We start from the raw sequence: 12444 nt of genomic DNA, 5'->3' as shown, positions 1-12444 counted from the left end.
CCCCCGGCGCGCCGGCGGGCCTGGGGCCGCGCCGGTCAGAGCTGCTTCGTGCAGCCGCAGCCGCAGTCGTCGCTGAAGTAGGTCCACCCGGGCTCGCAGACGAAGCGGATCCGGGCGCACTCGTCCGCGCTCTTCCCGACATACTTGGCGAGCGTGCTGTCCGTCCCGCAGCCCGGCTGGCTGACCGTACCCGGCGCGCCGCCCGCGTCCATGTCGCCGCTGACGCCCACGTTGCCGCGCACGCCCGCGTCCTCCAGGGCCGGCGCGCTGCCCTCCTCTCCGCTTCGCGCGGTGTCGGCCGGCGGAGGCGTGATGGGCGCGCCGGCCGGGGAGCTCTGGCAGCCCGCGGCGAGCGAGCCGATCAGCACGAGCCACGTTGCAGAAGAGAGAAGCTGGTGTCGCATGAGGGGGGTCTCCGGCTGGTAGAGGTCAGCGGCGCCCGGGCGCGCTCACCCGTGCATCCCCGAGTGGCTCGAGCGGATGCCGTGCGGGAGCGCGATGTCGGAAGGGCCCTTGTCGCGCGCCGTCCTCGCGGCCCCGGCGGTCGCCGGGAGCGCGGCGCCCCCGTTCTGCTCCTTCTCGGTCTTCGGCACGTCGGCCCCCGTGTCCTCGGACGACTTGGCGCCCGTGCGCTTCCCGTCGGGCGACCGGTGCTCGATGATCGCGTTGATCTCCGCCCCGAGGAGCACCGCCATCGAGGAGATCCACATCCAGAGGAGCAGGATGATCACGCCGCCCAGCGTGCCGTAGCTCACCTCGTAGCTGCCGAAGCGGCTGACGTAGAACGAGAACCCGAGCGACGCGATCGCCCAGAGCACGACGGCCACGACGGAGCCGGGGGTGATGAACTTGAACTTCTGCTCGACGTCGGGCAGCACGTAATACAGCGCCGCCAGGACGCCCATCACGATGAGCGCCGAGACCGGCATGCGCAGCCAGAGCACCACGGTGCCGAGCGGGCCGAGGTGCTCGGCGACCGCCGGCGTGGCGACCGCGAGCGCCGAGGCGATCGTCAGCAGGACGGCGCCGCCCAGGGTGACCAGCAGGGCGATGCCGCGGCGCTTCATGAAAGAGCGGCTGTCCTCGACGCCGTAGGCCGCGTTGAGCGCGTCCATCAGCGCGATGACGCCGCCCGAGGCGGCCCAGACCGCGCCGAGGGCGCCGACCGTCAAGAGCGCCGGGCTCTGGCCCTCGGTGAGGGCCTGAAGCCGCTCGCTGAGGATGTTGGCCACGGCCGGCGGAGCGACCTGGTAGAGCTCGCGGATCAGCCTCGCGGACTCGGCCGGATCGATGACCAGGCCGGCGAGGGCGACCGCGAAGAGCAGGAACGGGAAGATCGAGAGGACACCGAAGAAGGTCAGCGCAGCAGCGACGGTGTCGACCTTGTCCTTGACCCACTCCTGCTTGATGTCGTTCAGAAAATCCTTCCAGGGGATCTCTTTTCCGGGCAGGTGCATGACGGACCTTCACTGCAGGGGCGCGCGGGGCGCCGTTGCGTTCTTCCTGGGCGGCATACGCCGGGGTGGTGGCCGCCTGTAAGAGAGCAACGCGAGTGCCAGGCCGAGCGCGGCGACAACGGACGCGCCAGGATGGCCGCCGGTCCTGGCCCGGGACCAGGCCAGGGGGTCCCGCACGCGCCGGGTGTTCGCCGGGGTCACCTCCGCGTGTGGCGCGAATTGCCCCACGCGGCACAAAGGCCACATCACGCCGAGGCCGATCGTGGGCTGGCCGCCGGCCGCCGCCTGGCTGGGGCTCCCTGCCCAGGGCAGGCGCCGGCGCGCTGCCCCGGGTAGGCGCCGGCGCGCCGCGCTCGGCGTCGTGGATCGGGGTCAGGTCGCGGTCGATGGCGGCGAGGGCCGGGGGCCGCCCCTGCTCGGCGGCGAGCGCGACGCGAGCGCGATGCGAGCGCGATCATCGAGACCTGGCATGGGGATGGTGCCCCCGTCGGGCTGCGTCATGCTCAGGGGCCCTCGCCACGAGCGGTGATGGAGGCACTGCTGCACGACGCCGGAGAGCTCGCCCTCCCCGTCGGCGTAGACCTCGGAGATGCGCTTGCCGGGCAGGTCGTCGCCGTCGCCGATGCGCGGAGCGTCTCAGTCCCTCGCAGGCGACACGGGACACAGGCGAGCACGATTCGCGCGCACGGTTCGGTGAAGGGCCGGTGGTCCGGCCGCATTCAGGAGGAGAGAGGCGAGCCCCGGGGAACGCCGCGGCTCACGCGCTCCAGATGAGCAGAATCATTTGAATCGGTAGGAGTCAGGCGAACACGCCTCCACGGTCCGCTCACGAAGATTCTTTGCCACAGGTCGTCGTCGACGACGACCCTCGAGAATGTTCCGACGCAGCCTAGCGTTGTAACAGAGGCCGGCCGAGAGGAGGCTGGAGCTCGAGGGCTGCCCCTGCCCTCGGCTCGTCGTCAGGCCGCGGAGCACGGGCTCGTCGAAACGACGCGTCAAGGTTCGCGACCGGCAACCCGCTCGGTTGCCGCTGCCGGCACGCCGCTGCCACAGGATCCACGATGCAAAGCGAGAGAAAGCTGCGACTTCGACGCCTGCTGCGACACGGGCTGCGCCGCACCCTGATCCTGCCGATGGACCACGGGGCGACGCAGGGGCCGCTCGCCGGGCTGGAAGACATGCGGGCTGCGCTCGACGGTCTCCGCGGACAAGAGGTGGACGCCGTCGTGCTCCACAAGGGCGCAATCAAGTGGACCCACGACCTGCTCTGCGAGCAGCGACAGCTGTCGGTGATCCTCCACGTCAGCGCGTCCGTGCGGATGAGCCCGCGGGCCGACTACAAAGTGCAAGTGGCCACCGTCGAGGAGGCGCTGCGGCTCGGCGCCGACGCGGTCTCCGTCCACGTGAACCTGGGCACGGACGGCGATCACGCGATGCTGGAGACCCTCGGAAGGGTGGCCGAAGGCTGCGATCGCTACGATCTGCCGCTGCTCGCCATGATGTACCCCCGCGGCCCGGGCGTGCGCGAGTTCGGAGAAGCAGAGGTCGCGCTCGCCGCGCGGGTGGGGCAAGAGCTCGGCGCGGACCTCGTGAAGGTGAACTACACGGGCAGCGCCGAGTCGTTCCGCCGCGTGCTCTCCGGCGTGACGGTGCCCGTGCTGATCGCGGGTGGAGAGCGGAAGGAAACCCCCGGCGAGCTGTTCGAGATGGTCCGCGCCGCCCTCGACGCAGGGGCGTCGGGCGTGGCCGTGGGCCGGGCCATCTTCCAGTCGAAGACGCCGGCGGCCGTCCTCCGTGGGCTGCACCGGCTGGTCCACGAGAACGGAACCGTCGACGAAGCCAGGCGAGAGGCAGGGATTGCAGCATGAACGAGACACGAGACGTCGCCGCGAACAAAGAGCTGTGGTTCGAAGTCGGGCCCCACACCACCACCTCCACGCTGGACAAGGTGTTCAATCTACCTTACGACGCCATCGTCGTTCCAGCCGAGCTGCTGCCGAAGATCGAGAGTGTCACCCTGCCACAACGGGTCCAGCTCGCGGTGGTGTGCGACGACGTGGATCCGCAGGCCGAGCTGCTGGCCCGACCCGCGCTGCGACAGAAGCTGAAGTACATCTTCACCCGGCGTCCCGAGCACCTCGAAGCGTGGATCTCCCGCCGCGACGTGACCGTGGGCCTCTGGTCGAACGTCGACGATCGTCAGAGCCTGGATCGCGCGGCGGAGCTGGCCGCTCGGGGCGGTGTCCTCGTCGTGCAGTTCGCCGATCCGACGAACATCCCGCTCGAGCTCGTCCTCGCCAGGGCGGAGCCGCGGGGAACGAGGGTGCTGAAGAAGGTCGCGACCGCCGAGGACGGCGAAGTGAGCCTCCTCACGATGGAGAGAGGCAGCGACGGCATCGTGCTCCGCTCGGACGAGATCGATGAAATCGTGCGCCTCGGCGGTGCTCGCGAGCAGGCGATGACGGTCCAGTACGCCTTCGAGGATGCCGTCGTCACCAAGGTGCAGCACGCCGGCATGGGAGATCGCGTGTGCGTCGACACCACGTCGGAGCTGTTCCCCGACGAGGGCATGCTGCTCGGCTCGACGTCCTCGGGCGGCCTGATGGTCTGCAGCGAGACCCACTACCTGCCTTACATGAACCTCCGCCCGTTCCGGGTGAACGCCGGGGCGCTGCACCTCTACGTCTGGGGCCCCGACCAGCGCGCCGTGTACCTGTCGGATCTCCGCGCCGGCGACCAGGTCCTCGTGTTCGACGGCAAGGGCCGAGGGCGGCCGGTGACCATCGGGAGGCTCAAGATCGAGCGGCGCCCGCTGCTCCTCGTACAGGCCACGGTGCGCGACACGCCCGTCAACGTGTTCGTGCAGGACGACTGGCACGTGCGTCTCTTCGGCGCCGGCGCCGAGATCCGGCCGTCGAGCGAGATCCGCCCGGGAGATCGCCTGCTCGGGTACGTCGACCAGCCTGGCCGGCATGTCGGCCTGCGCATCCGCGAGACCATCAAGGAGCTGTGAGCGCCCCGGCGAGCTCGACGAGCCGTGCGCAATCGTGCGCGTGACCTGACTGCTTCGATCTCCACGGAGGATCCATGCTCGATCAGAAAGAGATCGTTCGACGCATCTACCTCGATCTGGTGAACGACCCCGACTGGGTCGCTCGTTATCTTCGAGACCCCCGGCAAACGCTCCGCTCGTACGGCATCCAGCCGGAGAACGAGGCGAGGCTGCTGCACATCCTGGCGTTGTTCTGCCCTTGAAGGCGAGGCAGAGGCCATGATCAAGAAGAACAAGTACCTGGACTACCTCCCGAAGTCCGCCGCCATCGGCCGGCACTTCCCGGCCGACCTCCGGGTCCCCGTCGACTTGTGGGACGAGGCCCGCCTCGCCGAGTACCACCGGGATGTCCTGTCCGAAGTCGTCGAGCACGCCTACCTCAACGCCCCGTTCTATCGCGAGAAGTTCGACCGGGCGGGCGTCGGTCCGGGCGATCTCCGGAGTCCTCGGGACCTCGCCAAGCTCCCTTTCACCTTCAAGGACGAGCTGCGCGGCAAACCCTATGCGCTGCTCGCCGTGCCCAGGGACCAGGTCTGCCAGGCGCACCTGTCGACCGGCACCACGCAGAGGTCCATCGGCGATCACATCTACACGCTCTATAGCTGGGACGACATCTACGTGAACGAGCTCGCCATCGAGATGCCCGTCATGGTGCCGTGGCGGATCGGCGACCTGATCGCCAACGCGTTGCCCTACGAGATGAGCTCGGCCGGTATGGCCTTCCACCGTTCTTTCCAGCACAACTGCGGGGCGGGCGTGATCAACGTCGGCAAGGGAGGCTTCTACTCCGACCCGCTGAAGACCGTCTTGGCCGTGCGCGACCTCGAGGCGCGCGTGTTGCTCACCACGCCGTCGTACGCGCTCCAGCTCGCGGAGGTGGCCGTCGAGCACGGGCTCGACGTCCGCCGCGACCTGCGGCCGAAGCTCCTGTGGCTCACCGGGGAAGGCTGCTCGCACGCCTACCGGCGTCGCCTCGAGGACATCTGGGGCTGCCCCGCGCTGGCATACTACGGCTCGCTCGAGTGCGGGCCCATCGGCGTGGAGTGCACGTTCCAGGACGGCTACCACCTCGCCGAAGGGCACGTGTACGTCGAGATCGTGGAGCCGGACACCGGTCGCGTCTTGCCGCCGGGCACGGTGGGCGAGCTGTGCGTCACCGTGCTCTACCGGCGGGCCGCGCCGTTGATCCGGTATCGGGTCGGCGACCTCGGCTACATCGAGACCGAGCCCTGCCCGTGCTGCGTCGAACGACAGCGCCTGGTGCTGCGCGGCCGGCAGGGGGACCAGATCCAGCTCGGCGAACGGAGTTATTCGCCGTACCACGTCGAAGAGATGCTCTACCGGATCCCCGAGGTGGGGAACAACTATCGGCTGCTCGTCGATCGCGACGGCCTGACGGTGGAGGTCGAGCTGCGCCCGGGCAGCGGCGACCCGGCGAGGGTGGCCGAGAAGATCCGCAGCCGGCTCGACTGCCACTTCGGGGCCGTGAAGGCGGTGGTGCCGAGAGATCGCATCGAGCGGAGCGGGGGGAAGACCACGCGCGTGTTTTACCAGTACGAACGCGGAGACCACACATGATCATCGACTGCCATGCCCACGTGTCGAAGAGTGACTACGGCAACGCCGACCTCCTGGTCTCGATGCTCGACGAGGCCGACGTGAGGGGCGCGCTGGTGTTCCCGGGCGGCACCATGGACGTCCGGAAGATGACCCTCTATGTCACCGGGGAGCTCGAAGCCGAGCAGCGGATCCCCAACGAAGCCGTGTGGGACGCGCTCGCCGCCTATCCCGAGCGCTTCCGGGGCTTCGTGGGGGTCAACCCTCTGGACGAAGACGAGGCGTTCGCCGCCCTCGAGAGGGCCAGGAGCCTGCCCGTGGTCGGGGTGAAGCTCAACCCGCTGGCCCACAAGTTCTCGTTCTCGGGCGACGTCATGGACGCCATCGCCGAGCATTGCGCGGTGAACGCCCTGACGATCTACTCGCACTCGCTGTTCGATCCGGGCGCCAGCACCAAGCGGTACGGCGCCTTCGCCAGGCGCCACCCGAACACGAGGTTCATCCTCGGGCACCTGGGGTTCGGTCCTGCCGACGTCCATGCGATGGACCTCGCCCGCGACCTGCCCAACCTGTTCCTCGAGTCGTCGCTCGCCAACCCCCTGGCGCTCTCCGAGGCGGTCCGTCGCGCCGGAGCCCACAAGCTGATTTACGGCTCCGAATACCCGCTCAGCACCCCGAAGATCGAGCTGTTCAAGGTCCGCGAGCTCCCCGCGGCGTTTCGCGAGGCCATCGTGGACGGCAATGCTCGGCGGGCCATCCCGCGGCTCGAGGGCTGGTCGTGAACGCCGAACGCCGGTCGGCGATCGCGGCGTACCTCGAGCACCGCGGCAAGCTGTCGGCTCGCTTCGCGTCGGCCGAAGACCTCGAGCGCCTGCCGATCGTCCTGACCAAGGACGACCTGCGACGCAACTACCCGTGGGGTCTGCTCTGCGTTCCGAAGGAGCGCGTGCACCAGTACCACGAGTCGTTCGGCACCACGGGCGTCCCGATCGCGAGCCCGCTCACGCGCGAGGATCTCGAGGCCTACGTCGAGCAGATCCTCCTGACGCCGTTCGACCTCGGCCGGGGGGACCTCGTCCTCGTCCGTTTTCCCTATGCGATCTCGGTCCCCGCTCACCTGTTCCACCGCGCCGCCCACGCGAGGGGAGCAGCCGTCGTGGCCGCGAGCAGCTACAGCGCCATCAGCCCACCGGCGCGGGTGCTGCGGCTCGTGGAGCAGCTGGGCGCCACGGTGCTCGCCTGCTTGCCCTTCGAGGCCGTCCGGCTCGCGCATTTCGCTCGCTGGCAGGGTTACGAGCCGGGAAAGCACTTCCGGACCCTCCGCGCCGTCTGCACGGCCGGCGAGGTGCTCGGACCGGCGATGCGGCGGTACATCGAGTCGCTCTGGGGAGCGCCGGTCCATCAATTCTACGGGTCCACGGAGGCAGGCAACGTCGCCTATTCGTGTGGCCGGGGGAGCTTGCACCTCGCCGAGCCGTTCTTCCGAGCGACCATCGTCGACGAGCCCGGTCGATCGGCGCGACCGGAAGGGCGGCCGGGGACGTTGGTCCTCACCACCTTGCGCAAGGAGGCCCTGCCGCTCTTGAAATACGACACCGAAGACTGGGCGACGTTGAACCCCGCCGAGGCCTGCGGGTGCGGCGACGCTCACGCGGTGCTCGAGATCCTGGGCCGCCGAGGGGAGCATTACGACTTCGCTCCCCCTGGCGGGAAGGACGGCGCGCTCCGGATCCTCCACACGAGCGTCAAAGAAGCGATCTACGGGCTCGCTCTGGAGCGGGGAACATCGCCGTTCTTCCGCTGCGAGCGGATGGGCGAGCGTCTGGTCATCCGCTTGGAGTCGGAGGCCCCGGATCCGGTGGCCGAGCGCTGGCTGGAGCAGCGCCTCGGCGTGGACGTCGAGCTCCTCTCGGTCCGCCCAGGCTCCCTCGTGGACATGGCGTCGCTGTCGACGACCGAGCTGGTGCAGAAGCCCAAGTACTGTCACTGAAGGAAGGAACGCGCAGAATGTCCATGGACATATCGTACGAAGAAATGGTGGCGCGCAACCTCGGGGTCCTCTCGGCCGCCGAGCAAGACAAGCTCCGACGCTCGCGCGTCGGGTTGCTGGGCGTCGGCGGCGTCGGCGGCATGAGCGCGGTGCTGATGGCCAAGATGGGGTGCGGCGAGATCGTCCTCTACGACGACGATCGGTACGAAGCATCCAACCTCAACCGGCAGATCCTGGCCACCACCGCGACCCTCGGCATGCCGAAGGCCGAGGTGGCTGGAGCCGCCCTGGCCCAGCACGCCCCGGCGGTGTCCGCGAGGGCGCACGTCGAGCGCCTGCGCGACGAGGAGGCGATGCGCCGAGCCTTCGGCGGTCTCGACGTGCTCGTGGTGGCCGCGGACAACCTCTCGACGGTCGTGCGCGCCACGCGAGCCGCGCGCGTCGAGGGCATCCCGGCGATCGTCACCGGTCCCTTCGGATGGAAGTGCTTCGTCACCACCGTCATGCCCGACGGCCCCGACTACGAAAAGACGATCGGCGCTCCCTCGGCTGGCCGCCCGATGACGGACGACGTCGCCCGGGAGGTCGATCGCTTCCAGCGGGAGTTCTTGCTGCATACGAAGGGCTTCACCAGGGAGATGGGGGAGCGGATGCGGGACTTGTCGGCGCCCATCGTGACGCTCGCCCCGGTGGTCAACCTCACCTCGTGCCTGGCCGTCGCCGAGCTGGCGAAGGTCCTGCTGCAGCGAGGCCGCATCTTCGCGTTCCCCCACTACCTGGCCCTCGACCTGCTCACCGGAGCGCCCTGGTCGGTGCGGGACGTGGGCTTCGCCGCCCGAGAGAGCCTCGAGCAGCCGGCGGCCCACGTCTGAACCCCGAGGCAATCACGGCGGCCCGAGGCGACGCGGTACTGATTCCGCCTGTCAGAAGTCTTGGCAGGGATCACGGCGAGAGAAGAGAGATTTTAACGCAAAGGCGCAAAGGCGCAAAAATACAGAGAAATTCTGGTTTGCGTCTTTGCGCCTTTGCGTCTTTGCGTTGAAATCTCTCGGGATCCCTGGCCAGACTTGTGATGCTCGGAACTAGCTCATCGCCTTCCCGATGAACTCGTGCAACGCTGGATCGACGCCGTGCTGGTGCTTCATCGACGGCTCCTCCTGGTACATCCGGTTCAGCGATCTCTCGATCTCGGGGTTCTTCCCCGTGAACGCGTCGATGAGCTCCCGCATGCGCCGCACGATCTGCTGCACCGGCTCGCTCTTCGGATCGGAGCCCTTCTGCATCTCCGCCCGCATGTCATCGTAGATCGTCGTCCACGCGTTCTCCGCCTCGCGCATCTTCTCCGGCCCGAGCGCGTCCGCGCGCTGCTTGAGCTCCGCGAGCTGCTCTGGGGTGTAGTACTTCTCGATCATGGTCATCACCTCGATGGTCTGAAGGAGCTGCTCCACAGAGACGTCCTCCCCCGCCCGGAGCACGCGGGCCAGCCCCTCGAGCCGCGCGCAGAGCTTCTGCTCCAGCGCGATCTGCTCGCGCAGCCGCGACAGGTGCAGCTCGATGGTCTGGAGCGGAGAGAAACCCTCCTTGCCCAGACACCCGCTGATCTGCTCCAGGCTGAAGCCGAGCTCGCGCAACGACTTGATCTGCTGGAGCCTGGCGACGTCGCCCGCCGAGTACATCCGGTGCCCCGACGCGGTGCGATGCGACGGGGACAGCAGCCCGATCTCCTCGTAATAGTGGAGCGTGCGGACGGAGAGGCCGGTCTGCCTGGCGAGGTCGCCGACTTTCAACGGTGCTGAACGCATGGTGCTTCCCCTGTTTCCGGGGCGGGGGAGGACGTCCATGCCCCGGAGGCTAGGTCCTCACGTAACGTGAGGATCAAGGCCAGACCTCCACTTTTTTTTTCGCCCGCGCCGCGGCGTCGCCCGGCGCGGCCCGGTCCGGAGGCCTCGCCGGCGGAGGTCACCGCATGCGCAGCGTGTACCTCTCGACCGACCGGTACTGGGGCGGCCACTCCATGTCGAAGCCCTGCTCCGCGGCGGCGTGCCGCGTCCAGTACGGGTCGAAGAGGTGCGCCCGCGCGAGCGCGCACAGGTCCGCCCGCCCGGCGGCGATGATGCTGTTCACGTCCGCGTAGCTCTGGATGTTGCCCACCGCGATCGTCGGCACCTTGGCCTCGAGCCGCACGAGCTCGGAGAGCGGCGTCTGGAACAGGCGGCCGTAGACCGGCTTGCTGGACGGGTCGGTCTGCCCCGCCGAGACATCGAGGATGTCGGCGCCGTGCTCCCGGAACATCACGGCGAGCGCGACGAGGTCGTCCGTCGTGAGCCCGCCCGGCGCCCAGTCGGTCGCCGAGACGCGGACGCTCATGGGTTTGTCCGCCGGCCACGCGGCCCGCACCGCGTCGAACACCTCGAGCGGGTAACGCATCCGGCCCTCGATCGGGCCGCCGTACTCGTCCGTGCGCCGGTTCGTGAGCGGCGAGATGAAGCTCGCGAGCAGGTAGCCGTGCGCGCAGTGCAGCTCGAGCAGGTCGAACCCGGCCTCGTCGGCCCACCTCGCCGCCTGCACGAAGTCCGACGTCACCTGGTCCATGTCCGCGCGATCCATCACCTTCGGGACCTGGCTCCCGGGGAGGTACGGGATGGCCGAGGCGCTGAGCAAGGGCCAGGCGCCGCGCTCGAGCGGTTGGTCCATTCCCTCCCACATCCGCTTCGTCGCGCCCTTGCGCCCCGCGTGGGCCAGCTGGACGCCGATCCGGGCCCGGCAGCGCGCGTGCACGAAGTCGACCACGCGCCGCCACGCCGCCGCATGGTCGGGCCGGTAGAGCCCCGCGCAGCCGGGCGTGATGCGCGCCTCGGCGCTCACGTCGGTCATCTCGGTCATCACGAGCCCCGCGCCGCCGAGCGCGCGGCTGCCCAGGTGCACGAGGTGCCAGTCGTCGATCCGCCCGTCCTCCGCCGAGTACTGGCACATCGGCGACACCACGACGCGGTTCTCCAGCACCAGCGACCGCAGCCTGAGCGGCGTGAACATCGGCGGCGGCGGGGCGGCGCCCTCGGCCACGACGCGCGCGCCCGACTGCGCCTCCGCCTTGCGGGCCACGTGCGCGTCGACCTCGCGCACGAACGCGGGATCGCGCGCCTTCAGGCCCTCGTGCGTCACGCGCAGGCTCCGCGTGAGCAGGCTGAACGTGAACTCCACCGGATCGAGCGCCATGTAGCGCTCGGTGTTCTCGAACCACAGGAGGCTCACCTGCGCGGCCCGCTGGAACGCGAGCACCTTGGGCTTGCGCTCCGCCTCGTAGGCGGCGAGCGCCTCGGGCACGCCCGCGTGCCGGCCGAGGCTCTCGGACAGCGCGATCGCGTCCTCGAGCGCGAGCTTCGTGCCCGAGCCGATCGAGAAGTGCGCGGTGTGCGCGGCGTCCCCGAGCAGCACCACGTTGCCGTGGCTCCAGCGCTCGTTGTGCACCGTCGGGAAGCTCCGCCAGACGCTCCGGTTCTTGAGCAGCCGGTGGCCCCGGAGCTTGTCCGCGAACAGCTCCTCGAAGTACGCGATGGTCCCGTCCTCGTCCGCGCGATCCAGGCCCGCGCGCAGGAACGTCTCCTCCCGGCACTCGACGATGAACGTGGAGCGCTCCGGCTCGTACCGGTACGCGTGCACCCGGAAGAGGCCGTGGCGGTTCTGCTCGAAGTAGAAGGTGAACGCCTCGAAGGGGAACGTCGTGCCGAGCCACACGAACCGGTTCGGGCGGACGTCGACGCGCGGCCCGAAGCGGCCTTCGTAACGCTCGCGGATCCGGCTGTTCACCCCGTCGGCCGCGACCACGAGGTCGCTCGCGGCGACGTGGGCGTCCACGTCGGTCACCTCCTCCTCGAAGCGGAGGACGACGCCGAGCTCCCGCGCGCGCCCCTGGAGGATCGCGAGCAGCCGCTGCCGCGACAGGCCGCTGAAGCCGTGCCCCGTCGAGACGAGCACGCGCCCGCCGAAGTGCGCGTGGAGCTCGTTCCAGTGGGCGAGGCTCGCCCGGATCGCGTCGTAGGTCGGGCGATCGGCGTCGGCCAGGTGATCGAGCGTCGCGTCGGAGAACACGACCCCGAAACCAAAGGTGTCGTCGGGCCGGTTCCGCTCCACCACGACGATCTCGCGCCGGGGGTCCCGCTGCTTCGCCAGGAGCGCGAAGTAGAGGCCCGCCGGTCCGCCGCCCACACACGTGATCCTCACCGCCCTTGCCCTCCTCCGTCCCCGCGGACGTCCCTGTGATCCGCGCCGGAGCCTACACGAGAACGCGGGGGCCGAGCGCCGGCGCGCGCCGCGCACGTCGGGCCGCCGCGCACGTCGGGCTCCCGCTCGCTCCCGCTCGCCCGGGCGGGCGTGTAGCGTAACCGCAC

11 protein-coding genes are annotated in these 12444 nt (G+C 69.5%); 7 read left to right on the top strand and 4 right to left on the bottom strand.

Annotated features, from left to right (window positions below; all coding sequences use genetic code 11):
• Positions 1–35: 35 nt before the first annotated feature.
• Entirely contained in the window at positions 36–404 is a 369-nt protein-coding gene (locus tag WMF43_RS44935; protein ID WP_437674607.1) for a hypothetical protein, read from the bottom strand.
• A 45-nt stretch (positions 405–449) separates the two neighbouring features.
• Entirely contained in the window at positions 450–1457 is a 1008-nt protein-coding gene (locus WMF43_RS44930; protein WP_437674606.1) for a YihY/virulence factor BrkB family protein, read from the bottom strand.
• A 1061-nt stretch (positions 1458–2518) separates the two neighbouring features.
• Between WMF43_RS44930 and WMF43_RS44925 the strand changes: the two genes are divergently transcribed.
• From WMF43_RS44925 to WMF43_RS44895, 7 genes are all read left to right on the top strand, one after another.
• Positions 2519–3325 (top strand): 2-amino-3,7-dideoxy-D-threo-hept-6-ulosonate synthase, encoded by an 807-nt coding sequence (locus WMF43_RS44925; RefSeq protein WP_437674604.1) that lies wholly within the window; start codon positions 2519–2521, stop codon positions 3323–3325.
• Entirely contained in the window at positions 3322–4470 is a 1149-nt protein-coding gene (locus WMF43_RS44920; RefSeq protein ID WP_437674602.1) for a 3-dehydroquinate synthase II, read from the top strand. Before WMF43_RS44925 ends, WMF43_RS44920 begins: the two co-directional genes overlap by 4 nt.
• A gap of 74 nt (positions 4471–4544) precedes the next feature.
• The gene (locus WMF43_RS44915) at positions 4545–4712 is read left to right on the top strand and encodes a hypothetical protein (protein ID WP_437674600.1); all 168 of its coding nucleotides are present in this window, start codon (positions 4545–4547) and stop codon (positions 4710–4712) included.
• A gap of 16 nt (positions 4713–4728) precedes the next feature.
• The gene (locus tag WMF43_RS44910; protein WP_437674599.1) at positions 4729–6087 is read left to right on the top strand and encodes a phenylacetate--CoA ligase family protein; all 1359 of its coding nucleotides are present in this window, start codon (positions 4729–4731) and stop codon (positions 6085–6087) included.
• Positions 6084–6848 carry an amidohydrolase family protein gene (locus WMF43_RS44905; RefSeq protein WP_437674597.1) on the top strand — a complete coding sequence of 255 codons (765 nt, stop codon included), beginning with the start codon at positions 6084–6086 and terminating at the stop codon, positions 6846–6848. The genes WMF43_RS44910 and WMF43_RS44905 overlap by 4 nt, the downstream gene beginning before the upstream one ends.
• Positions 6845–8056, top strand: coding sequence for a phenylacetate--CoA ligase family protein (locus WMF43_RS44900; RefSeq protein ID WP_437674595.1), 1212 nt, complete (start codon positions 6845–6847; stop codon positions 8054–8056). Before WMF43_RS44905 ends, WMF43_RS44900 begins: the two co-directional genes overlap by 4 nt.
• 17 nt (positions 8057–8073) lie before the next feature.
• Entirely contained in the window at positions 8074–8928 is an 855-nt protein-coding gene (locus WMF43_RS44895; RefSeq protein WP_437674593.1) for a ThiF family adenylyltransferase, read from the top strand.
• A 210-nt stretch (positions 8929–9138) separates the two neighbouring features.
• Here the strand turns inward: WMF43_RS44895 and WMF43_RS44890 are convergent, their stop codons facing one another.
• Together WMF43_RS44890 and WMF43_RS44885 are read right to left on the bottom strand one after the other, a co-directional pair.
• Entirely contained in the window at positions 9139–9858 is a 720-nt protein-coding gene (locus tag WMF43_RS44890; protein ID WP_437674591.1) for a MerR family transcriptional regulator, read from the bottom strand.
• Positions 9859–10015: 157 nt separating this feature from the next.
• Positions 10016–12277: a bifunctional salicylyl-CoA 5-hydroxylase/oxidoreductase gene (locus WMF43_RS44885; RefSeq protein ID WP_437674589.1), complete on the bottom strand. Its 2262-nt coding sequence runs from the start codon at positions 12275–12277 to the stop codon at positions 10016–10018.
• Positions 12278–12444 lie beyond the last annotated feature (167 nt).

This window comes from Sorangium sp. So ce131 (assembly GCF_051519095.1).
Classification (GTDB): domain Bacteria; phylum Myxococcota_A; class Polyangia; order Polyangiales; family Polyangiaceae; genus Sorangium.
This window is presented reverse-complemented; position numbering and strand designations above follow the sequence as displayed.